The 20904-nt window shown below is 60.3% G+C and carries 22 protein-coding genes, 1 tRNA gene and 1 pseudogene; 18 read left to right on the top strand and 6 right to left on the bottom strand.

What is annotated here, in order from left to right; translation table 11 throughout:
* Positions 1–19 precede the first annotated feature (19 nt).
* From folE to AB4Z13_RS03980, 3 genes are all read left to right on the top strand, one after another.
* Positions 20–634, top strand: coding sequence for a GTP cyclohydrolase I FolE (folE, locus tag AB4Z13_RS03990; RefSeq protein WP_037102484.1), 615 nt, complete (start codon positions 20–22; stop codon positions 632–634).
* A 25-nt stretch (positions 635–659) separates the two neighbouring features.
* Positions 660–1112, top strand: coding sequence for a phosphoribosyl-AMP cyclohydrolase (hisI, locus tag AB4Z13_RS03985; RefSeq protein ID WP_439015024.1), 453 nt, complete (start codon positions 660–662; stop codon positions 1110–1112).
* A 117-nt stretch (positions 1113–1229) separates the two neighbouring features.
* Positions 1230–2198, top strand: a complete 969-nt coding sequence (locus AB4Z13_RS03980) for a patatin-like phospholipase family protein (RefSeq protein WP_310388127.1) — start codon at positions 1230–1232, stop codon at positions 2196–2198.
* 68 nt (positions 2199–2266) lie between these two features.
* On the opposite strand, the gene AB4Z13_RS03975 is transcribed toward AB4Z13_RS03980, so the two are convergent.
* Positions 2267–2701 (bottom strand): CBS domain-containing protein, encoded by a 435-nt coding sequence (locus AB4Z13_RS03975; protein ID WP_113323437.1) that lies wholly within the window; start codon positions 2699–2701, stop codon positions 2267–2269.
* A 99-nt stretch (positions 2702–2800) separates the two neighbouring features.
* Positions 2801–3580 (bottom strand): rhomboid family intramembrane serine protease, encoded by a 780-nt coding sequence (locus AB4Z13_RS03970; RefSeq protein WP_113323436.1) that lies wholly within the window; start codon positions 3578–3580, stop codon positions 2801–2803.
* 292 nt (positions 3581–3872) lie between these two features.
* Between AB4Z13_RS03970 and AB4Z13_RS03965 the strand changes: the two genes are divergently transcribed.
* The 7 genes and pseudogenes from AB4Z13_RS03965 (at position 3873) to AB4Z13_RS03935 (ending at position 10484) form a co-directional block, all read left to right on the top strand.
* Entirely contained in the window at positions 3873–4490 is a 618-nt protein-coding gene (locus AB4Z13_RS03965) for a PAS domain-containing protein (RefSeq protein WP_442205866.1), read from the top strand.
* Between the two features lie 122 nt (positions 4491–4612).
* Positions 4613–5224 carry a PilZ domain-containing protein gene (locus tag AB4Z13_RS03960; protein ID WP_113323434.1) on the top strand — a complete coding sequence of 204 codons (612 nt, stop codon included), beginning with the start codon at positions 4613–4615 and terminating at the stop codon, positions 5222–5224.
* A 256-nt stretch (positions 5225–5480) separates the two neighbouring features.
* Positions 5481–6440 (top strand): prolyl aminopeptidase, encoded by a 960-nt coding sequence (gene pip / locus AB4Z13_RS03955; protein WP_442205865.1) that lies wholly within the window; start codon positions 5481–5483, stop codon positions 6438–6440.
* A gap of 383 nt (positions 6441–6823) precedes the next feature.
* Positions 6824–7429 (top strand): transglutaminase-like cysteine peptidase, encoded by a 606-nt coding sequence (locus tag AB4Z13_RS03950; RefSeq protein ID WP_442205864.1) that lies wholly within the window; start codon positions 6824–6826, stop codon positions 7427–7429.
* Between the two features lie 203 nt (positions 7430–7632).
* Positions 7633–8393, top strand: a pseudogene (locus tag AB4Z13_RS03945) (hypothetical protein).
* Positions 8394–8512: 119 nt separating this feature from the next.
* Positions 8513–10096 (top strand): serine hydrolase, encoded by a 1584-nt coding sequence (locus tag AB4Z13_RS03940; protein WP_442205863.1) that lies wholly within the window; start codon positions 8513–8515, stop codon positions 10094–10096.
* A gap of 112 nt (positions 10097–10208) precedes the next feature.
* On the top strand, positions 10209–10484 hold the full coding sequence (locus AB4Z13_RS03935) for a hypothetical protein (protein ID WP_310388317.1): 276 nt from the start codon (positions 10209–10211) through the stop codon (positions 10482–10484).
* A gap of 54 nt (positions 10485–10538) precedes the next feature.
* Here AB4Z13_RS03935 and AB4Z13_RS03930 read toward each other — a convergent pair whose 3' ends face one another.
* Together AB4Z13_RS03930 and AB4Z13_RS03925 are read right to left on the bottom strand one after the other, a co-directional pair.
* Positions 10539–10976, bottom strand: coding sequence for a DUF1489 family protein (locus tag AB4Z13_RS03930; protein ID WP_310388143.1), 438 nt, complete (start codon positions 10974–10976; stop codon positions 10539–10541).
* A 61-nt stretch (positions 10977–11037) separates the two neighbouring features.
* Positions 11038–12444, bottom strand: a complete 1407-nt coding sequence (locus AB4Z13_RS03925) for an L-serine ammonia-lyase (protein ID WP_442205862.1) — start codon at positions 12442–12444, stop codon at positions 11038–11040.
* A 486-nt stretch (positions 12445–12930) separates the two neighbouring features.
* On the opposite strand from AB4Z13_RS03925, the gene AB4Z13_RS03920 reads away from it, so the two are divergent.
* Together AB4Z13_RS03920 and AB4Z13_RS03915 are read left to right on the top strand one after the other, a co-directional pair.
* Positions 12931–13698 carry a DUF599 domain-containing protein gene (locus AB4Z13_RS03920; protein ID WP_113323430.1) on the top strand — a complete coding sequence of 256 codons (768 nt, stop codon included), beginning with the start codon at positions 12931–12933 and terminating at the stop codon, positions 13696–13698.
* Positions 13699–14718 (top strand): heparan-alpha-glucosaminide N-acetyltransferase, encoded by a 1020-nt coding sequence (locus AB4Z13_RS03915; RefSeq protein ID WP_442205861.1) that lies wholly within the window; start codon positions 13699–13701, stop codon positions 14716–14718.
* Here the strand turns inward: AB4Z13_RS03915 and AB4Z13_RS03910 are convergent, their stop codons facing one another.
* Together AB4Z13_RS03910 and mgtE are read right to left on the bottom strand one after the other, a co-directional pair.
* Positions 14719–15111: a MerR family transcriptional regulator gene (locus AB4Z13_RS03910; RefSeq protein WP_037102513.1), complete on the bottom strand. Its 393-nt coding sequence runs from the start codon at positions 15109–15111 to the stop codon at positions 14719–14721.
* A 64-nt stretch (positions 15112–15175) separates the two neighbouring features.
* Positions 15176–16591 (bottom strand): magnesium transporter, encoded by a 1416-nt coding sequence (gene mgtE, locus AB4Z13_RS03905; protein WP_113323426.1) that lies wholly within the window; start codon positions 16589–16591, stop codon positions 15176–15178.
* 243 nt (positions 16592–16834) lie between these two features.
* On the opposite strand from mgtE, the gene AB4Z13_RS03900 reads away from it, so the two are divergent.
* The 6 genes from AB4Z13_RS03900 to AB4Z13_RS03875 all read left to right on the top strand — a co-directional run bounded on the left by AB4Z13_RS03900 (position 16835) and on the right by AB4Z13_RS03875 (position 20887).
* Complete coding sequence (locus AB4Z13_RS03900) at positions 16835–17329, top strand: peptide deformylase (protein WP_439015041.1); 495 nt, start codon at positions 16835–16837, stop codon at positions 17327–17329.
* 78 nt (positions 17330–17407) lie between these two features.
* Entirely contained in the window at positions 17408–17911 is a 504-nt protein-coding gene (locus AB4Z13_RS03895; protein ID WP_439015043.1) for a BON domain-containing protein, read from the top strand.
* A 330-nt stretch (positions 17912–18241) separates the two neighbouring features.
* The gene (locus tag AB4Z13_RS03890; protein ID WP_439015045.1) at positions 18242–18613 is read left to right on the top strand and encodes a hypothetical protein; all 372 of its coding nucleotides are present in this window, start codon (positions 18242–18244) and stop codon (positions 18611–18613) included.
* A gap of 174 nt (positions 18614–18787) precedes the next feature.
* Positions 18788–18872: transfer RNA gene (locus AB4Z13_RS03885), tRNA-Leu, on the top strand.
* Positions 18873–19138: 266 nt separating this feature from the next.
* Positions 19139–19864: a lipoyl(octanoyl) transferase LipB gene (gene lipB, locus AB4Z13_RS03880; RefSeq protein WP_037102521.1), complete on the top strand. Its 726-nt coding sequence runs from the start codon at positions 19139–19141 to the stop codon at positions 19862–19864.
* Between the two features lie 63 nt (positions 19865–19927).
* Entirely contained in the window at positions 19928–20887 is a 960-nt protein-coding gene (locus AB4Z13_RS03875; RefSeq protein ID WP_113323421.1) for a DMT family transporter, read from the top strand.
* Positions 20888–20904: the final 17 nt, after the last annotated feature.

Here is a 20904-nt window from a genome sequence, read left to right as displayed (position 1 = left end):
GACCAGGAGACCATTGAATATGGACGCCATCGTCAAGAATTTTCCGCAGACCGCCCGTGAATCCGATCGCCCCTCCCAGCAGGAGGCAGAGGACGCCGTTCGTGTCCTGCTGCGCTGGGCTGGCGACGATCCGTCGCGTGAGGGCCTGCTGGATACGCCTGCCCGCGTCGCCAAGTCTTATCGCGAGCTCTTCGCCGGCTACGAGATGAGCCCGGAAGACGTGCTCGGCCGGACCTTCGAGGAGGTTGCCGGTTATGACGACATGGTGCTGGTGAAGGACATTCCCTTCTTCTCTCACTGCGAACATCACATGGTGCCGATCATCGGCAAGGCGCATGTCGCCTATATGCCGGACGGACGCGTTCTCGGCCTGTCCAAGATCGCCCGCGTCGTCGAAATCTACGGCCGCCGCCTGCAGACGCAGGAAACGATGACCTCGCAGATCGCCAAGGCCATTGATGAGACGCTGCGCCCGCGCGGTGTCGCCGTCATGATCGAGGCCGAACATATGTGCATGGCCATGCGCGGCGTTCAGAAGCAGGGCTCGACCACATTGACGACAACCTTTACTGGAACGTTCAAGACTGAACCGGCCGATCAGGTCCGATTCATGACAATGGTAAGGGGCCGCTGAGATCAGCTCCCTCAGGAGGGCCGCGATGAGTGAACTGATTTTCAATCGGCCGTCGGACGACAAATCCGAGCTGGAGGATGCTGGCGATTTCACGCCACGCTTCGATGATCGCGGTCTGATCGCGGCCATTGTCACCGATGCCGGTGATGGCGAACTGCTGATGGTCGCCCATATGAATGCGCAGGCCCTGGCGCTGACCATCCAGACCGGCTTCGCCCACTATTTCAGCCGCTCGCGCGGCAAGCTCTGGAAGAAGGGCGAGACCTCGGGCAATCTCCAGACCGTCAAGGAGATCCGCACCGACTGCGATCAGGACGCCATCTGGCTGAAGGTCGAGGTCGCCGGCCATGACGCGACCTGTCACACGGGCCGCCGCTCGTGCTTCTACCGCACCGTCACCCTGGAAAATGGAAAGCCCATGCTGACCATCGTCGATGACGACCTGCATTTCGATCCCAAGGACATCTACGGAAAATAGGCCAAATATCCCAGCCACCTGCTCCTTATTGCGACGCCGGTCGTCTCTATATACAATTTGGAAAGGGTTCGGGGCGGTTAATAGGAACCCAGTGTTCTGCCGGGAGGAAGGAACGCCATGTTGGGCTGGAGTATGAATCGTCAAAGCTCCGATGGGGGCGGTTCCGGCTTGGCGGTGCGTGATGATACGCCCGTTTCTCCCGTGCTCGCCGTTCCCGAAAAGAAAGCAAAGCTTGCCCTGGCGCTTGGCGGCGGCGCCGCTCGAGGCTGGGCGCATATCGGCGTGCTGCGTGCGCTCGATGAGGCCCGCATCGAGATCGGCATGATCGCTGGCACCTCGATCGGCGCGCTTGTTGGTGGCTGCTATCTGGCCGGCAAGCTGGACGAGCTGGAAGGTTTCGCTCGTTCGCTCACTATGCGCCGCATCGCAAGCCTGCTCGACCTGACGATCGGCGGCTCCGGCCTCTTCGGTGGCATGCGGCTGACCAAACGCATGCAAGAACATCTGGAAGGACTGACGATCGAGGATCTCGACCGGCCCTTTGTCGCCGTCGCGGCCGAGGTCAACACCGGGCACGAAGTCTGGATCGCCAATGGTTCGCTGATCACGGCGATCCGCGCATCCTACGCCCTGCCCGGCATTTTCGAGCCGGTGCGCAGCAATAACCGCACATTGGTCGATGGCGCGCTCGTCAATCCCGTGCCGGTTTCCGTCTGCCGAAGCTACGAGCAGCCGCTCGTCGTCGCCGTCAACCTCAACTATGATCTCTACGGCCGTTCCGCCGTCGTTCGCCACAATGCCAGCCTCTCGCCTGCCGAAGTGCAGCAGCAGAGGGATGCGCCCTATGCCGCCAGGATGGGCATGACCGGCGTCATGGTGCAGGCCTTCAACATCATTCAGGACCGTATCGCGCGAGCGCGCCTTGCCGGCGATCCGCCCGATATCTCACTGCAGCCGCGCCTGTCGGACATCGGCCTGTCGGAATTCCATCGGGCGGGGGAAGCCATCGAACGTGGCTATGAAGAAGCCCGGGCAAGGCTGCCCGAGCTGCAGCGTATGCAGGAACTCTACGCCAGGCACCCCTGACGCCCAAGCAATTCCAGCAAAAGTGTGCAGCGGTTTTGCGTTCGGAATTGCGTAGAATAGAGAGTCACTCAGCTTGCAATATATGCCTTGATCTCTTCGGCTTCTCGCTCGACCTCGGCGATGCGCGACTTCACGACGTCACCGATCGAAATGATGCCGGCAAGCTTGCCGTTGGCTTCCACGGGAACGTGGCGGAAACGCTTGCTGGTCATCAGCTGCATAAGCTCGTTGACCGAGGTCTGCTCGTTGCAGCGGAGGACCTTCGAGGTCATGACGGAAGAAAGCGTCTGATCTAGCCCGTCCTTGCCGGACTTGGCGATGACATGCACGAGATCGCGCTCGGTGAACATGCCGGAAATCTTGTTTTCCATGCCGACGACGACGATCGCGCCGATCTTCTTCTTGCTCAGAATCGAAGCCGCCTCCGCAACCGTGGTGTTCGGCCCGGTGGTGACGACGTCACGACCCTTCAGATCGAGTATTGCCTTGACGGAACTGGCCATTTGTACCTCCCATGGCGAAAGTGAAACACTTGTCGGGAACACAGGCTCCGCGGCGGTTTCTCCTCCCATCGCGGATTGATCAATGGTGCACTGCTTGGGTCAGGATTGCAACTCGTCGTCAGGATGGGGCACGGGTTCTTCAGGCAGTTTCCGGTCGAAGAGAGCGAAAAGGAAGAAGCCGAAGACGAAACCGCCGATATGCGCATCCCAGGCAATCTCCTGGCTGCCGTCGCCGACGAGCGGGATGCCGACGGCGATCAGCGCGTTGCCGACCAGCCATAACAGCGTGAAGATGATCACCGTGCGGCTCTGCATCGCCTGCAGCACCGACAGTCGCGGATTGAGGTGCGCGGGGCGGACCATCTGCCGCCCGGAGGGGAAGGCAAAGCGGCAGGCCGCGCCCATGAGGCCCGAGACCACACCCGATGCACCGATCAGCAGCCCTTCGCTGCCCCAGTTCAGGGCCGCATGCAGGGCCGCCGAGGCGACAGAGGAAAGAATCCAGAAGACGATGAAGCGGAACGCGCCGATGCGGCGCACGACGGGCGCGCCGAAGGCCATCAGCCACAGGCCGTTGAAGACGATATGCTCGATGCTTCCGTGCAGCAGCGAATAGGTGACCGGCGTCCAGTACAGCTGCGGGCCCTGCTCTGCAAGCGAAACAGCATAGCGCAGCGGAATGAAGCCGAAGTTGAACAGGAACCAGGAAAGCCCGTCGGGAGACAGTAGTGACTGCCCGGCGTAGATCAGGATCAGAAGCAGCAGGGTGGCAAACAGCGCAGGCGGAAGATTGAAAACCGGCTGGCGTGGCGGCCTGGCCGGCGGTTCGGGCTGCATAGGCTGGAAAGCCTGATCAGGCCCGGACGTCTGTTCGTTCATGCTCATCTCGCCTCGTTGGAGGTCACAGCCATACAGGAGCCAGCTTCAAAAAAAAAGCCGTCCGGAACTGGCCGGACGGCTCGCCTGGGTTCCCCGAAGGATGCCCCTCCCCCTGGCAGTCCTGTGCAGAACTTCACTGTTCGAAGTGATGGAGAGACGGTCTCATGACAGGTCCCGGCACTCAAGCGAAACCCTTTCTTAACCTTAACTCGCCGGATTTGGCATGAAATCCGCAAGGTAGAAGGTGAAGGGGCGAAAACCGCGCCCCAATGAACCGAAATGAGACACTGCCATGCGCCTTCAGATCACGATCGACATATTCGACTACTGGAATGCACTGCGCGGCGGGCGGGATGCACCGCTGAAATCGCAGATCGAGCCCGGCGCGATCCCTCATCTCCTGTCGAGCCTCTTCATCTTGGAGACGGCGGCAGACCGGCATATCCGCTTCCGCCTCGCCGGCACCAAGATCTGCGATCTCTTTGGCCGCGATCTGCGCGGCGAGCGTTTCTCCGCCCTTTGGGCTAACGGCCAGCACGAGGATATCGAAAAGACGGCACAGGGCGTCATGGCTCACGCCATTCCAACGCTTTTCAACGCGACGGGCTACAGCACCGCCGGCCATCATGCGGCCTTTGAGATCATCATGATGCCGCTGCGTTCGCCCGAAGGTGGCTGCGACCGGCTGCTTGGCGCCATCGCGCCTGCCGCCGCTGCAAGCTGGCTGGAGATCGTGCCGCTGGAGCTTCTCGCCCTCGATCGCAGCCGGCTGCTGCACGACAAGTTCGGCCGCACGGCTGAGGCCGAACCGCGTCGCCCTGTCGAGGTCGCCACCGAAAAACAGGCCACGTTCGGCCGCGCCATGCTGCGTGCCATGTCGCATTTCCTGCATGGGGCAGCCGCTCGCTGACTGTCGCATTTTGGGTCGCCGCCCATAGTACTTTAGGGTTATGCGGCGGCTCGTTCCACAACCTTCTGTTAAGGGATTGCAGGTAAGGATTGGGCTCAGCGATTTCATAAAGAAGCCCTTTGATGCACTCGTTCCAGCCCGCTCAGACGCACCGGCCTGCGCCGCGCCCAGAACAGGGAGTGTTCCAGCGCGTGCCCATCAATATGCAGGGCCGGCTGATGCTTGCGAACTACGAGGAATTCGAGTGCGTGGTGATCGATATGTCGCCCGGCGACATGTATGTCACCTGCGCCGGCCGCCCACGCGCCAATGAACGCATCGTCGCCTACATCGACCATCTCGGCCGCGTCGAAGGTCATGTACAGACCGTCGATATGCGCGGCTTCACCATGTCGATCAACGCCACCGAGCGCAAGCGCGAGAAGCTCGCGGCCCAGCTCACCTGGCTTGCCAACAAACACGAGCTCGGCCTGCCGGAAGATCGCCGTCATGATCGTCTGACCCCGCGCGAGACCAAGACCGACCTCACGCTCGAAGACGGCACGCGCTACACCTGCCGCATCATGGACCTTTCGCTCTCGGGCGCCGCCGTCGATTGCGAAGTGCGCCCGCCGCTCGGCACGCCTGTTCGCCTCGGCAACATGCGCGGCCGCGTCGTTCGCCACTTCTCGGAGGGTGTTGCGATCGAGTTCCTGTCGGTCCAGTCGCGCGAGACGTTGCGCGAATTTCTCTAAAGCAATTCCAGCAAAAGTGCGCCGCGGTGTTGCGCCCGGAATTGCGTAAAACAAGAAACCAATTCCAGCAAAAATGATCAGCGGTTTTGCGCCCGGTTTTCGGGCCTGTACTACACGGGATAGGACTGACAATTTCAGTGTTGGGTTGAATAATCTCCTGCATCCCGTGTGGCAGATGCCATAGAATGCCGCCACTCTTGTCATTTATCCGTCACAGACTTGAAGGATACAGCGCACCTCAGCAAGCGGCACGGTCATGTCGGTCCTGTTTCCGGAAATCGAACCCTATGAACACGGCCTGCTCGATACAGGCGACGGCAACCTGATCTATTGGGAGGCCTGCGGCAATCCGGCAGGCAAGCCGGCGCTTGTCCTGCACGGCGGACCAGGCTCCGGCTTTTCCACCGCTGCACGCCGCTATTTCGACCCGTCCGTGTACCGCATCATCCTCTTCGATCAGCGCAATTGCGGGCGCAGCCTGCCGAATGCCGCCGACGCCGCGACCGACCTCTCCCGCAACACGACCGCTCATCTCATCGAGGATATAGAGAGGCTGCGCAGCCTCTTTAGCGTGAAAAAGTGGATCATCTTCGGCAATTCCTGGGGTTCGACGCTGGCGCTCGCCTATGCGCAATCCCATCCGGATCATGTCAGCGGCATAGTTATCGCAGGAGTCACCACGACACGGCGTTCCGAAATCGACTGGCTCTATCGCGGCATGGCGCCGCTCTTTCCCGAGGAATGGCACCGTTTCGGCAAGGCGCTGCCACCGGAGCTCCGTGGCATCGACAGGGTGAGCGCCTATCATCAACTCCTCAACGATCCCGAAGAGCAGGTACGGCTGAAAGCGGCGCGCGACTGGCATGAATGGGAAGCGGCGACAATCCTTCTTGCCGATCCCGCCGGTCTGCCCGGGCGCTGGTCCGATCCGCGCTACCTTCTGACGCGCGCCCGCATCATCACCCACTATTTCCGCGAGGGCGCGTGGCTCGAAGACGGCATCCTACTGAAGAATGCTGATCGCCTCGCCTGCATCCCCGGCTTTCTCATCCACGGACGCTTCGACATGGAAGCACCGCTTGTCACCGCCTGGGAACTTGCCCGCGCATGGCCGGGCGCCGAGTTCATCGTGCTGCCAAAGGCGGCCCATTCGACTGCAAATGCGGATATTGCCGCCGCAATCGTCGCTGCGACGAACAGATTCCGCGATCCCTGACGAAATTATTTTTACGGCGGAAAATCGGGACGTAAGGCGAAATCGGCTTTCTGCACGGCGATTCCGCCTGTTTGTACGCTTCAATCGGATCTCCGCCGGCCGCCATCCCCACTGCAGCTTGTTGCAGAAATTTATCCGGCTTATCGAAAATCGTTAACAGCCTGTCCGTTTTTCGGCCATTTCCCGCCCGAAAGCCTTTTTCCCAATCCTTCAATTTTAATCGAATTCGAGACGAATGCGCTTTTAATTTTAAGCGTATTCGATGTGGATTTGAATCAAGTTCGATGCGCTTTTGAATAAACTAAGCCATTAATTTGATTGCGTAATTTTGCGTGAGATAAAAACGTCCGTGTCATTGTCGTCCTCATAACGGGGAGACGATAATGTCAATTCGAAATCTACTGAAGAGCGGCCTTCTGGCCGTTAGCGTAACGGTGGCAATGGCGGGCGCAGGACAGGCATCACCCGCCAGCATGACACTTGCAGGCAATGCGAGCCCGCCGATCGGGCACTATGAATTCTGTCAGACCAATCCGAGTGAATGCGCTTATGCCGGCGGCGATGCCGGCCCGGCGATCCTGACCGAGGATCGCTGGAAGGAGATCCTCAAGGTCAACTACACCGTCAACTCGACCATCCAACCGATGACGGACATGGAGATCTATGGTGTCGAGGAGCGCTGGGCCTATCCGCGCACTGTCGGCGACTGCGAGGATTTCGCGCTGCTGAAGCGCAAGATGCTGATCGATGCCGGCTTCTCTCCATCAGATACGCTGATGACTGTCGTGCTGCAGCCGAATGGCGAGGGCCATGCGGTGCTGACCGTGCGTACGGATCACGGCGACTTCATTCTCGACAATATGCGCAACAAGGTGCTGCTGTGGTCGGATACCGAATACACCTACCTGAAGCGCCAGTCCGCCGATGATCCGGCCCGCTGGACGAAGCTGCAGGACGGCCGCGCCGTCGCTGTCGGTAGCGTGAAGTAACAGGCATACCGGCCCCGGTCAGTCCCCGCATCCCCGTCCCGACCGGCGCCCAGAGCCGTTCCCGCTGTCCCGGGAACGGCTCGCTTCTTTTGTGGCACTTCCTTTTGGTTGAGTTAACGGCCCGTTAACTCCCGCCGCTCCATCCTCATCAGGAGATTCTTCACCGGCACCGACGACTCGCGTTTTTCTTACGGCGGCCCGATATCCGAGGACGACGATGAGCAATTCCGCCGTGGGCCACCCTGGTGAGCAGCCCCTTCTTTCGACCCGCTTCCTGGTTCGCGTCACGGCGACGATTGCGGTCTTGGCGCTGCTGACGGTTGCGATCAGCGTTGCCGGCCGCTGGTTCGGCCGTCACATCTCGCTTGCGGGCAATACTGAAAGCACTGCCGGGATCACGCTCACCATCGGCCTCGACACGGTCGGCCTGCCTGCCAACACGATTCGCTTCCCCAGCGAACGTCATGACGGCACGGCCGAACGGGTCGATCTCTATCTCACCTGGCCGGAAATGGAGGGCTACAGCAAGGAAACGCGCCAGCGTTTCGACGACGTTGCCCAATCGTCAGGCCTGATTTTCCTGCAGATCACCCAAGGCACGATGTCGCGGGACATGTCGGGCCGGCTGGAGCCAATCTATTCGCACCTGATGGATGGTGCCTCGGAAACCTTTGCCCATGGCCTGACGCTGCACCGCCTGCGAGCCGATGCCGGCTACAACGGCGAGGTGCTGCTGACCGCGCCGCGCGAAGGAAGCGCCGATTACGTCGTGCGCTGCGTCCTGCCCTCGTCTGCGGAAATGGCAACCAGCGGCGATTGCCAGCGCGATATCAAGGTCGGCAAGGATTTAAGTGTGCTCTACCGGTTCTCGAGCCGTCATTTGGCCGACTGGGACCATATTGATGCCGCGATCAGGACTTTTGTGGGAAGCCGGCTTGTGAGCCGGTCTGCAACACTCCGCTAAAATCCCCGCAAATGTCTGAAGAAACGATTCATCATAAACGGATTGGTAACGCTGAACCGGTAGTTTTCCAAGACAGCCGGTTACGCAGTAGGGGGCGCGTGACCCGCCGAATATCCAAAATGCAAGCGAAGAGTGGAATAGTGTCAAGGTCAATTTCCTCCGTATCATCGCCGCGGTCTGCCGGTTTCCTCGCAAAGGTGCTGACGATCCTTTCGATGGCTATCGCGATCGTCGCGGTCGACTCGGTCAATGCCGAAGCGGAAGCTGCAAATCCGAAATATGCCGGTATCGTCGTCGATGCCCGGACGGGGAATGTTCTCTACAGCGAGAATGCCGACCGTCTGCAATATCCGGCGTCGCTCACGAAGATGATGACGCTCTACATGACATTCGAGGCGCTCGAGCAGGGTCGCATCCGCCTCGATACGCCCGTCCCCTTCTCCGCTCACGCTGCCGCCCAGGCGCCGACCAAGCTTGGTGTGCGCGCCGGCGGCACGATCACCGTCGAACAGGGTATCCTCGGCCTTGTGACGCTGTCTGCCAATGATGCTGCGACCGCCCTCGGCGAAATGCTCGGCGGTTCGGAAGATCGTTTCGCCCAGATGATGACAGCCAAGGCCCATGCGCTCGGCATGACGCGCACGACCTATCGCAATGCCAACGGCCTGCCGAATACCGCGCAGATGACGACGGCCCGCGATCAGGCCCGCCTCGGCATCGCCCTTCGCCAGCATTTCCCGCAATATTACGGCTATTTCAACACCCGCGCCTTCAAGTTCGGCAACCGCGTGATCCGCAGCCATAACCGTCTCGTCGGCTCCGTGCGCGGCGTCGATGGCATCAAGACCGGTTACACCCGCGCCGCCGGCTTCAATCTGGTCAGTTCCTTACAGGCTGATGGCAAGTCGATCGTCGGCGTGGTTCTCGGCGGTGCATCCACCCCTGCCCGCGACTCGCAGATGCGCAATCTGCTCGCGACCTACATGCCGAAGGCTTCCAGCAGCGGCGGCGCGCTTGTCGCCCAGTCGAAGCCGATGCCCGAGATGATCGAAACACCTGCTCCGGTTTCCCCTGCCAAGGTTGCCCAGGTGGCTGAAAAGAAAACGATCACAGCCAATCAGCCGCCGGTCACGGCAGCCGCTGCCGATCTCGGCCTGCCGCACAAGGGTCCGCTTCCGGACAGCCGTTATCAGACGGCTAGCACCGAAGTTGCCTATGCGGAAACCGCCGCACCCAAGACAAACAATCCCTTGCTGACGCAGCCGATGCCGTCTCCGACCAAGGTCAAGACCGTGCCGATCAAGCAGCAGCAGGAACAGGCTTCCGTCGCCGTGCCGACGCCGGCACCTGCCTATATACCGCCGGAACAGGGCGACACTTCCGTCGACGAGTTGACGACAGCCTCCACCAAGGCTGCCCCGGCAAAGGAAGTTGCCGCCAAGGAAGTGCCACAGCCATCCGGCTGGGTCGTCCAGATCGGCGTTTCCTCCAGTCGTGAAATGGCGATGGACCTCCTGGCAAACGCCAAGGCCAAGGGCGGCAAGGCGCTGAGCTCCGCCAAGCCCTTCGCCGTCGCCTATGCCAATGACGGCGATCAAATCTACCGCGCACGTTTCGGCGGCTTCGATGGCCAGCGTGATGCGGTCAACGCCTGCAAGGCCCTGAAGAAGGCCGGCGTCAAGTGCTGGGCGGCTGCTCAATGAGATATCCGGCGCTGCCTATGAATGATTTGGCGGCGCTCCCGCCTGCCGGCTGCGGTGTTCGCGCCGCCGGCAGTCGATCCTAGTTCGATTTGTATTGCGTACGAGGAAGATGATGTCGATCAACGAGAATATTCCAAATGCGCCTGCAGGGCGCCGGGCGGTCAACAAGGGCCGTTCCGGCCTGCATCCGCTGCACGAAGCAGCGCTGCGTCTTGCCGAAATCGGGCTGCAGCGCCCAAGAGCGAAGTCGCCGAAGACCCGTGATCTCATCAACCTGCTGCTGTGCCACGGTGCGCGCGCCTGGCGCTACTCGCAGCCGGAGGCGCATATCCACCTGCACATCACGTCGCCCGATGGCAATTCGCCGGTCGTGCTGCGTTTGCGCTGAGGCGTCAAAGCAATTCCAGCAGTGCGCAGCGGTTTTGCGTAAAAACAAACGGCTTTAAAGCAATCCGAGTTCCGACAGCTCGCGGCGAAGATCTGCTGGCATTTCGGCAATACCGGCGCCGAGACTGTGGAGATCGCGCGGCACATCCTCATCAGGATAATAACGCCAGCCCTGGAAGGCCCGCTTTGGCTGCACCGAGGTTTCGATCACCTCAGGACCGAGCACCAGATGGCAGCGGCCGATCCCCTCACCGTCCGTGAATGTCTGGATATCGAGGATCTTCTGGCGGGCTTGTACCTGCCCCTTGATCACCCAATAGAGCGAGCCGCCGTCGAGCAGTTCTTCCACGCGCTTCGGTACCATGCGGGTCGTATGGACCGAATGCGGTTCCAGTCCAGCGGCGATGGCGCGCAACGACCGTTCTGCCACCCATTCGCGCAGGTCTTCGATCGAGTCGCAGCCGACGCAGAGCTTGATGAGATTTAGTGCCATGCTGCCGTTGAAATCCTTTTGACCGGCAGCGTCAAGGAGGAAGCAACGGGCGTCCACAAACTCAGCATTCTACGACGTTGACGGCAAGGCCCCCAGTCGAGGTTTCCTTGTACTTCTCGCTCATATCGTAACCCGTCTGGCGCATCGTCTCGATGCAGGCGTCAAGCGGCACGAAATGCTGGCCGTCGCCCTTTACTGCGAGGGATGCGGCCGTGACCGCCTTCACCGCACCCAGCGCATTGCGCTCGATGCAGGGGACCTGCACCAGGCCGGCGATCGGATCGCAGGTCATGCCGAGATGGTGTTCGAGCGCGATTTCCGCGGCGTTTTCGATCTGGGCCGGCGTGCCGCCCATGACGGCTGCGAGGCCGGCTGCTGCCATCGCGGCGGCCGAGCCGACCTCACCCTGACAGCCCACTTCCGCGCCCGAGATCGACGCATTGTGTTTGATGATGCCGCCGATCGCCGCTGCGGTCAGCAGATAGTCGTGGATGCCGTTCCGGTCCCAGTCCTCGTGGAAATGCTCGTAGTAGCGGATCGTCGCGGGAATGACGCCTGCCGCGCCATTGGTCGGCGCGGTCACGACGCGTCCGCCGGCAGCATTCTCCTCGTTGACTGCCATCGCATAGACGCTGAGCCAGTCGTTGGCGAGCAGCGGGTTGACGCGGTTGCTGCGCCATTCTTCCTGCAGCTTGTCGTGAATATGCTTGGCCCGGCGTTTGACGTTCAGCCCGCCGGGCATGATGCCCTCGACCTTGAGCCCGCGCTCGATACAGGAGCGCATCGCTTCCCAGATGCGGTCGAGGCCGGAATCCAGCTCCTCGCGGCTGCGCTGGCTTTCCTCATTGGCGCGCTTCATCTGCGCGATCGACAGGCCGGAACGTTCTGCCATTTCCAGCATCTGCTTGGCACTGGCGAAAGGGTAAGGCACCTTGTAATTGCCTTGCGAGGTCTTCTTGCGCGCTCGCATCTGCTCCAGCTCCGTATCGGTAACGACGAAGCCGCCGCCGACGGAATAATAGATGCGCTTGACGAGAAGCCGACCGTCCTTGTCATAGGCGGAGAAGCTCATGCCGTTGGCGTGACCCGGCAGCGGCTGCTTCTTGTCGAAGATCAGGTCCGTCTTCGGCTGGAACTGGTAGGCCGGATGCCCCTCGGGCGTGATCCGGCCACTCTTTTCCACCCCATTGATGATCGCATCCATGCGATCGGGGTCGACCTTGTCGGGCGCCTCGCCCATCAGGCCGAGGATGACCGCCCTGCCTGTTCCATGGCCGATCCCTGTGTGGGCGAGCGAACCGTGCAGGCTGACCTTGATGGCGGCCACCTGTGCGCCGGTGGAAGGACGCGGCCATTCGTTGGACAGGATGAGTTCAAGGAACCGGTTGGCAGCCGTCATCGGCCCCATCGTATGCGAGCTCGACGGCCCGACACCGATCTTGAACACATCGAATACCGAAAGAAACATGGAAGCGCCTTTTAAATTTCACGATGCACACTATGCGAGCCCGGTTCCGCATCCGCGTGGCGGACCGACATCGCCTTGAACCGGTGCGACATCCGGCCGGACACTAGAGCCTTTCCCGGTCAGATTGAAGCATTCTGTTGGCTCAAACGGAGTCGGATGATCGACCGGCCGGCGCGCGTCGTAGCCCAGATCTACGGCCAAGCCGGCCGGTCGATCAGGCGGCCCGTTTCAGCCAACCCGAAGGGCCGGGCATCTTTCCGCCAGGATCAGAAGCGATCGGCTCGGACATACCCCAGAGGTATGCCCTTCGCCAATCGCTTCTGCCCTGACGAAAACCTGCTCCGGCAGAATGCTTCAAGCTGACCGGGAAAGGCTCTCGTTCGAAGCGGCCCATCTTGCTAGTCATTCTCATCTTTGCCGGTCATTGCAGCAATCGCATGCATATGTAGAGTGGCCACGTTTGATGCGGGAAATGAATCACTGATGATGACGACGGCGGATTATATCGCGCTTGCCTTCTTTATCTTTATCTGGATGGGCTATTCGTGGCTGTTGCACGGCCAGACCTTCTTCGGGCGCACCAGCCTGACCCATGCCATGGCAGAGCGGCGGCGTGAATGGATATATAATTCCCTGCGCCGCGATTTGAAGATGATCGATACCCAGATCATGGCCGGGCTGCAAAATGGCACCGCCTTTTTTGCTTCCACATCCATTTTCGCGATCGGCAGCTGCTTCGCCTTGCTCGGCGCCACGGAAAAGGTGGATGCGGTCTTCGCCGACCTGCCTTTCGTCTTCCACAGTGGCCACGCCGTCTTCGAAATGAAGGTCGGCGGCCTTGCTGCCCTTTTCGGCTACGCTTTCTTCAAGTTCGGTTGGTCCTACCGCCTCTTCAACTATTGCACCATTCTCTTCGGCGGCATTCCGATGGTGCATGATACGGAAAAGGACATCATTGCCGCCGAGCGGGCGGCGGAGCGTGTCATCCGCATGAACGTCATCGCCGGCAGCCATTTCAACGAGGGTCTCAGGGCGATCTTCCTGTCGATCGGCTATCTCGGCTGGTTCATTAACCCCTATGTTTTTATGGGTACGACATCAATCGTGGTTTTCGTCCTTACCCGCCGGCAATTCTTTTCGGAAGCGCGCCTCGCCATCATGGACGCAAACCCGCCACCAAATCTCCACCTTTCTCCTGTTCAGCGCAACAAGCCGTCAGCGAGTGACGGTGATGAGCTGTCCGAGGGATTGTGAATGATAGTGTCGGCAACGGAAGCGGCGGCTGCCGCAAAACCGCCGCGTATAGGCCTTGTGGATACGGTGCGTGGCGCGGCGCTCATTGCCATGGCCACTTACCATTTCAGCTGGGATCTGGAGTTCATGGGCTACCTTACGCCCGGAACGGCCGAGAGCGGCTGGCTGAAGATCTATGCCCGGGCGATCGCCACCACCTTCCTCTTCATCGTCGGTGTCAGTCTTGTGCTTTCCAGCCGGCCGGACATCCGCTGGCCTTCCTTCTGGAAGCGTTTCGCCATGATCGCCGGCGCGGCCGTGGTGATATCGGCAGCGACAGCCTATTTCGTGCCCGGCGGATGGATCTATTTCGGCATCCTGCATTCCATCGCGGTTCTGAGCCTGATCGGTGTGGTCTTCCTGCGCCTACCCTTGCCCGTGACCCTGCTCGTCGCGCTGGCACTGTTCGTCGCCTGGATCGCCGATGCCTTCGTCATGCCCGGTGTGCTGGATTCGCACCTGTTCGACCCGAAATATCTGGCCTGGATCGGCTTTGCGGCCACGCCAGACCGGTCGAACGATTTTGTGCCACTCTTCCCCTGGGCAACGCCCTTCTTCCTCGGCATGGGCCTCGCGCGTCTTTCCTTCCGTACGAACCTGCCGCAGAAGCTGGCATCATTGGGCACGGGTGGAACATGGCTCGCGCGCCTCGGCCGCCACAGCCTCGCCTTCTACCTCATCCACCAACCGGTGCTGATCGCCATCGCCTATGGCCTGACCTTCATCGTCGCGCCGCCAAAGCCCGATCCGGCCGCGACCTATCTGCGCCAATGCAACACGTCCTGCACGGTCGAGCAGGGCGAAGCGCTCTGCCGCGGCTTCTGCCAGTGCACGCTCGATCAGCTGCAGGCGCAACAACTCTTCGCGCCGTTCCAGGCCGGCGAGGTCAAGGCGGATGATGAGCGGATTATGGCGCTTGCAAGCCAGTGCAGCGCCGAAATAGAGCCTGCGCCGCAGTCACAGCCCGAGCCCCAACAATAATCAGGTGGTGACGCCGATCTCGGCGAGGCGGCCGAGGCAGGCCTCCTCGATATTGTCGAGCTCGGTAATCGTCTCGTCGATATCCTTGCGCTTCTGGCGCAGGTCTTCGCGCTTTTCGTCGACGCGCTTCATGAGCAGCTTGATCTGGCCAAGTTCGCCCGGCGGCTCCTTGTAGACCTGAATGATTTCGCGGATTTCAGCAATGGTGAAGCCGATGCGCCGGCCGCGCAGGATTTCCTGAATGAGGCGCCGGTCGGCAGGCCGGAACAACCGCGTGCGTCCGCGGCGCTCCGGATGGATCAAACCTTCGTCTTCATAGAAGCGAAGCGTGCGCGTCGAGACTCCGAATTCGCGCGTCAGCTCCGTTATGGTATAATACTTGTTCACTAACATCTCATCCCCGTCATCGACCCGGCATAATATTGACTTTTACGTAATAGTCAATTTCGGCATCTGCTCAGATACCGAACCACCATGTCGCGAGGCCGAGAAAGGCGAAGAAGCCGGTGCAGTCGGTGACGGTCGTGACGAATACGGACGAGGCGATTGCCGGGTCCGCTCCCATCTTGTCGAGCAGCAGCGGCAGCAGGATGCCGGCAAGCGCCGCTGCAATCAGATTGATGATCATTGCCGCTCCGATGACGGCGCCGAGCTGGTAATTGTGGAACCAGGTGCCGGCGATCACGCCCAGCAGCAAGGCGAAGAGCATTCCGTTCAGTATGCCGACCCCCGCCTCTCTGCGGATGATGCGGCCGGCATTGTAGATATCGAGATCACGGGTCGCGAGCGCACGCACCGTCACGGTCATGGTCTGCGTGCCCGCATTGCCGCCCATGGAGGCGACGATCGGCATCAGCACCGCAAGCGCGATCATCTTCTCGATCGAGCCGTCGAACAGGCCGATGACGCTGGCAGACAGCATCGCCGTGCCGAGATTGATCAGCAGCCACAGGAAGCGCGAACGCACGGTCGAGATGACGTTGTCTGACAGTTCTTCGTCGCCGACACCACCGAGGCGCTTGATGTCTTCGTCCGCCTCTTCGTGGATCACGTCGACCACGTCATCGATGGTGAGCACGCCGACGAGCCGTTCGTTTTCGTCGACGACGGCTGCGGAGAGAAGGTCATACTGCTCGAAGAGCTGGGCAGCCTCTTCCTGGTCCATCTCGGCGGGGATCGGATGGTTCGTTTCCCGCATGATGGTTTCGATCTTCATCTGCCGCTTGGTGCGCAGGATCTGGTCGAGATCGACCGCGCCGAGCAGCTTGAAGGTCGGATCGATGACGAAGATCTGCGAGAAGGAGTAAGGCAGATCCTCTTCGTCGCGCATGTAATCGATCGTCTGGCCGACCGTCCAGAATGGCGGTACGGCGACGAATTCCGTCTGCATGCGGCGGCCGGCGGAGCTTTCGGGATAATCGAGCGCGCGGCGAAGGCGCACGCGCTCCGTGAACGGCAGCTGCGCGAGAATCTCTTCCCGGTCTTCCTGGTCGAGATCTTCGAGAATGTAGACGGCGTCGTCCGAATCCAGTTCACCGATGGCAGCCGCAATCTGCTCGTTCGGCAATTGGTCGACGATCTCGCGGCGGATCGTCTCGTCCACTTCGGTCAGCGCCGTCATGTCGAAATCGTCGCCGAGCAGGCGCACCAGCGCCAGGCGCTGATCCGGCTGCAGCGATTCCAACAGGTCGCCTATTTCCGATTCGTGCAGGCGCGCGACATTCTGGCGAAGAAACAGCGTGTCGCGGTCGGCGATGGCGGCACCCAGGCGCGCCAGGAAGTCGCTGCGCACATTGCCGTCTTCGTTGTAGATGTCGACGTCCCCGTCGGCCGGACGTCTGCGATTGCGGTCTTCCGTGTCGGTCGTCGTCATATGCCGCCCTCGCATCTCAATTTGATTTCAAAGACTAACGAGCCGCATTCGAGAATGTCGGCTGAAAATGCATTGTCAACAAGCGGATAAGCGAATTCCGCCCTGCCCTTGCGGCCGTCGGAATTCTCATTGACCAGCTAGCCGAAAGCATTTCTGCCGTAAAGCGCAAACCTATGCTTTCTGATGACAATGCCTGCGGTCGGTTATAGTTTCCGCTGCCATTTGCCGAAAGGAAGCTTAGCTGTGCCGATCCGCCCGATTCTCCGCTATCCGCATCCCGGCCTGAAGACGGTCTGTGCCCCCGTGACGGTGTTCGATTCGGCCCTGTCGCAGCTTGCCGACGATCTGCTGCTGACGATGCGCGCAGCCCCCGGCGTCGGCATCACCGCTGCCCATACCGGCGTCTTCCAGCGTCTGACGGTGCTGGAGCTCGACAAGGCGGATGACGTGCGCATCTACGCCAATCCCGAGATCACGTGGTTTTCGGACGAGACGATGGTTCATATGGAAGGCAGCGTCTCCATGCCCGGCGCAACGGACGAGGTCACGCGCCCGAAGGCAATAAGGTTCCGCTATCAGGATCTGGATGGCCATCAGCACGAAGAAGAGGCATCGGACTTCCTCGCCATCTGTATCCAGCACGAAGTCGACCAGCTCGACGGAATTTTCTGGCTGCAGCGCCTGTCACGGCTGAAGCGTGATCGGCTGATCAGGAAATGGGAAAAGACGAAAAGCTGAGGTCCTGCTACGATCGGCCGAACCATCAGCACCCTTGCGGCGTTTGCCTTGCAGAACGAAACCCGGAAGGAGACGGAAATGGCAAAGTCAAAGATCGATGACAAGACCCCGCTTTCCCGCGAAGAGGATTACCGCGACTTCGAAGAACGCAATCTGGATGACGGCTGGCCCTATGCCGACGGCAGCGGCGCAAGGGCTGAGGCAACCGGAAACCGTGCGTATGGCGAAACCTCGGCTAATTTCGACCGCGACCGCAATAGCGGCTTCCGCATCGATGGCACGGATGAGGATGGCAATGAAAACCGCCTGAAGGATTCGCTTGAGCCCGATACGATCGACCGCGACGAGAGTGACGACCTCGAAGCCCGCGTGACCGAGACTCTGGAGAACATCCCTGACGTGGATATCGACAGTGTGGAAGTTCACGCCGACGGCCATACCGTGACGCTGGAGGGTTCCGTCGAAACAATCGGCATTGCCCGCAAGGTTGAGCTCGCCGCCCTGTCGGTGGATGGTGTTCGTCGCGTGCGCAACCGGCTGCAGATGACAGGTGTCGATGCCCACATCCCGAACGAGGATTAAGGCCGAAAAACACAAAGTTGCCGCATTTCAAAACCGGAAAGCGACCTGCTTTCCGGTTTTTATGTCTCTAAAATTACAAATAGTTAATCAATTAAAGATTGCAGGATTGTCATGTTGGCGAAAGCGCTGACATCTCAGGCAATTAACTGTGCCGGCTAAGGTAACGCGCCCCTCAAGAACATTGACAAATATGTGATTTCATTTGGACAAAACGTCGCAAGATGGCTGTCATCACTCTCACAAAATTGCCCGAATTGGGGAGCGGACTCGATCTTGCCGAGGGTTGGTTTTGCGTTGTTGAATTCAACAACAGATTGAGGAGATAGACCCATGCGCATGAAATTCGCCGTCGCCGCCACCCTGTTTGCCGTCAGCATGGCAAGTGCCGCTTTCGCGCAGCCGAAATTTATGGACGATTATTCCAACGATGGTGATGGCCTCTACCAGACGCCGGTCGCGCCGGCAAAGCCCGTCCACTACCCGACGCGTGTGGCCCCCCCGGCCTATTCCAGCGACTATACGAATGACAGCGACGGCTTCGCACCTGCCGCGATGTCTAAGCCCGCGAAAGTCGACAACACCGCGACCGCCAGCATCAAGCCGCTTCCGGATTGCCACAGCATGATCGGCCCGAAAGGCTCGCGTCAGAAAGGTGCCGATAGCGGTGCAAGCCGCACAGAGGCATGCCGCGCAATGCATTGACATGATCTAAGAAAGGGCCGGTTTCCGGCCCTTTTCTCTTGTAAATTCAATGTCCCGCGCCGCGTAATCCACACCTGTGGCAAGCTTTTAAAAAAAACTGTCACATCGCGCTTGTGTCCGTCTGAGGCTTTTGCTACATGCTGCCTCGCCGACGCAAATCGGCTCTACCACGATGCGGTCGTGGCGGAATTGGTAGACGCGCAGCGTTGAGGTCGCTGTGGGGCAACCCGTGGAAGTTCGAGTCTTCTCGACCGCACCAAAGAAACCCGCTTCGGCGGGTTTTTTCTTTTTTGGCCATAGGCTTAGTTCTCCGGTGCTGATGTCCTTGCCGCAAGACGAGCGCGCGGCAGCCCTTTCCCGCCGATACCGCCCCTCGTGGATATCACAGCAACGCCTGCTGGCACCGGCTGATTGCATCTGTGAGACGGCTGCCCGCCGCAAAGAGCGATTGAATCGCTCTGCGCCTGCGTCCATATAGAAGCCCGCGCCCGCCCTCTCTTTTTGCGGATAGCGTCAAGGACTGCCATGCTACGCACCGATCTCGACTTCTCCATGCTCCCGAAACTTGGTTCGCGCCCCGTTCGCTGGCGCATCGCCGATGGGCTCGTTCCCTATCAGGAAGCGGTGGAGACGATGGAACGGGAAGTGGCTGATATTGCAGATGGCGGCGACGAGCTTGTCTGGCTGCTGGAACATCCGCCGCTCTATACGGCGGGTACCAGCGCCGATGCTAAAGATCTCGTCCAGCCGGATCGTTTTCCGGTCTTCGCCACAGGACGCGGCGGCGAATACACCTATCATGGCCCCGGCCAGCGGGTCGCCTATGTCATGCTCGATCTCAAGCGCCGCAGGCAGGATGTGCGTGCCTTCGTCGCTGCACTGGAAGAGGTCATCATCCGCACGCTCGATTCGATGAATGTGCGCGGTGAACGCCGCGAAGATCGCGTCGGCGTCTGGGTCCGCCGGCCGGAGAGACCCCTGCTGCCTGACGGCACCATGGCGGAAGACAAGATTGCGGCACTCGGCATCCGCCTGCGCAAATGGGTGACCTTCCACGGCCTGTCGCTCAACGTCGATCCCGATCTCGATCATTTCAGTGGCATAGTGCCCTGCGGTATCTCGGCCTATGGCGTCACCAGCCTCGTCGATCTCGGCCTGCCGGTCATGATGACCGATGCCGATATCCGCTTGCGTGCCGCCTTCGAAGAAATCTTCGGCGAAACCGTCAACGATACCGGACACTGTCCCTGATTGCCGTCCTTGATTGCCCAGGCTTCCTGTGGTTCATGACACCATCCGCAAGAAGCAGCCATCATGTCCGAATCTCCCTCCGCACAGAATCCGCTCCAGGGCATGGCCATCATGGCCGGTGCCATGGCCATCCTGCCGACGATGGATGCGATCGCCAAATATATGGCGACCTTCGAGGGCATGTCGCCCGGACAGGTAACCTTCTACCGCTTCTTCTTCCAGCTCGTCTGCACCCTGCCGATCCTCTTTGCCATGTTCGGCATGCGGGCTCTGTCGGCCAAACGCCCGTGGATGAACCTGCTGCGCGGCGCGCTGCATGGTGCGGCGAGCCTGCTTTTCTTCGTCGCAGTCAAATACATGCCGCTCGCCGATGTCTTCGCCATCTATTTCGTCGAGCCTTTCATGCTGACGGCGCTTTCCGCGCTCTTCCTGGGAGACAAGGTCGGCTGGCGGCGCTGGATGGCAATTGTCGTCGGTTTCGGCGGCGCCATGATCGTCATCCAGCCCAGCTATGAGATCTTCGGCCTGAAAGCACTGCTGCCAGTCTTCTGCGCCTTTCTCTTCTCGCTCTATCTCTTCCTCAATCGCGCCATCGGCGAGGCGGATTCGCCGCTGACGATGCAGACCATGTCCGGCATCGGCGGCACGATCTTCATGACCGCGGCACTTTTCGTCGGAAACAGCATCGGCAGTGCCGACTTCACGCCCTCCCTGCCCGCCTCCTGGCTCGGCCTCGTGCTGCTGCTCATTCTCGGCACGATTTCGGGCTATGCGCACATGCTGGTTGTTAAGGCTTTCCGGCTGGCGCCGCTCTCGCTGCTCGCTCCGTTCCAGTATTTCGAGATCATTTCGGCGACCGTGCTTGGTTACGCCCTCTTCGGCGATTTTCCGAATGTTTCCAAATGGATCGGCATCGCCATCATTGTTGCATCGGGGCTTTTTATCATCTGGCGCGAGCGTCTCCAGGCGCGATCACTAAAATCCGCACGAAATGCGGCATCGAAGGTTAACCCTGCTTCTTGAGGGATCTTCAATTCGGG

It is taken from the genome of Rhizobium sp. YAF28, assembly GCF_052113285.1.
Lineage (GTDB): Bacteria > Pseudomonadota > Alphaproteobacteria > Rhizobiales > Rhizobiaceae > Rhizobium.
The sequence above is the reverse complement of the archived record's forward strand: the minus strand, read 5'-3'. Positions and strand labels throughout refer to the sequence as shown.

What these genes read in the sequence shown, in the direction of transcription:
- AB4Z13_RS03920 (WP_113323430.1), top strand. Translation starts at nt 12,931, where the DNA reads ATGACGACGGCGGATTATATCGCGCTTGCCTTCTTTATCTTTATCTGG.
- AB4Z13_RS03935 (WP_310388317.1), top strand. Translation starts at nt 10,209, where the DNA reads ATGTCGATCAACGAGAATATTCCAAATGCGCCTGCAGGGCGCCGGGCG.
- AB4Z13_RS03980 (WP_310388127.1), top strand. Translation starts at nt 1,230, where the DNA reads ATGTTGGGCTGGAGTATGAATCGTCAAAGCTCCGATGGGGGCGGTTCC.
- AB4Z13_RS03915 (WP_442205861.1), top strand. Translation starts at nt 13,699, where the DNA reads ATGATAGTGTCGGCAACGGAAGCGGCGGCTGCCGCAAAACCGCCGCGT.
- AB4Z13_RS03895 (WP_439015043.1), top strand. Translation starts at nt 17,408, where the DNA reads ATGGCAAAGTCAAAGATCGATGACAAGACCCCGCTTTCCCGCGAAGAG.
- AB4Z13_RS03910 (WP_037102513.1), bottom strand. Translation starts at nt 15,111, where the DNA reads ATGTTAGTGAACAAGTATTATACCATAACGGAGCTGACGCGCGAATTC.
- AB4Z13_RS03975 (WP_113323437.1), bottom strand. Translation starts at nt 2,701, where the DNA reads ATGGCCAGTTCCGTCAAGGCAATACTCGATCTGAAGGGTCGTGACGTC.
- hisI (WP_439015024.1), top strand. Translation starts at nt 660, where the DNA reads ATGAGTGAACTGATTTTCAATCGGCCGTCGGACGACAAATCCGAGCTG.
- AB4Z13_RS03940 (WP_442205863.1), top strand. Translation starts at nt 8,513, where the DNA reads ATGCAAGCGAAGAGTGGAATAGTGTCAAGGTCAATTTCCTCCGTATCA.
- AB4Z13_RS03960 (WP_113323434.1), top strand. Translation starts at nt 4,613, where the DNA reads ATGCACTCGTTCCAGCCCGCTCAGACGCACCGGCCTGCGCCGCGCCCA.
- lipB (WP_037102521.1), top strand. Translation starts at nt 19,139, where the DNA reads ATGCTACGCACCGATCTCGACTTCTCCATGCTCCCGAAACTTGGTTCG.
- pip (WP_442205865.1), top strand. Translation starts at nt 5,481, where the DNA reads ATGTCGGTCCTGTTTCCGGAAATCGAACCCTATGAACACGGCCTGCTC.
- AB4Z13_RS03875 (WP_113323421.1), top strand. Translation starts at nt 19,928, where the DNA reads ATGTCCGAATCTCCCTCCGCACAGAATCCGCTCCAGGGCATGGCCATC.
- folE (WP_037102484.1), top strand. Translation starts at nt 20, where the DNA reads ATGGACGCCATCGTCAAGAATTTTCCGCAGACCGCCCGTGAATCCGAT.
- AB4Z13_RS03950 (WP_442205864.1), top strand. Translation starts at nt 6,824, where the DNA reads ATGTCAATTCGAAATCTACTGAAGAGCGGCCTTCTGGCCGTTAGCGTA.
- AB4Z13_RS03930 (WP_310388143.1), bottom strand. Translation starts at nt 10,976, where the DNA reads ATGGCACTAAATCTCATCAAGCTCTGCGTCGGCTGCGACTCGATCGAA.
- AB4Z13_RS03925 (WP_442205862.1), bottom strand. Translation starts at nt 12,444, where the DNA reads ATGTTTCTTTCGGTATTCGATGTGTTCAAGATCGGTGTCGGGCCGTCG.
- AB4Z13_RS03890 (WP_439015045.1), top strand. Translation starts at nt 18,242, where the DNA reads ATGCGCATGAAATTCGCCGTCGCCGCCACCCTGTTTGCCGTCAGCATG.
- AB4Z13_RS03970 (WP_113323436.1), bottom strand. Translation starts at nt 3,580, where the DNA reads ATGAACGAACAGACGTCCGGGCCTGATCAGGCTTTCCAGCCTATGCAG.
- AB4Z13_RS03965 (WP_442205866.1), top strand. Translation starts at nt 3,873, where the DNA reads ATGCGCCTTCAGATCACGATCGACATATTCGACTACTGGAATGCACTG.
- mgtE (WP_113323426.1), bottom strand. Translation starts at nt 16,591, where the DNA reads ATGACGACGACCGACACGGAAGACCGCAATCGCAGACGTCCGGCCGAC.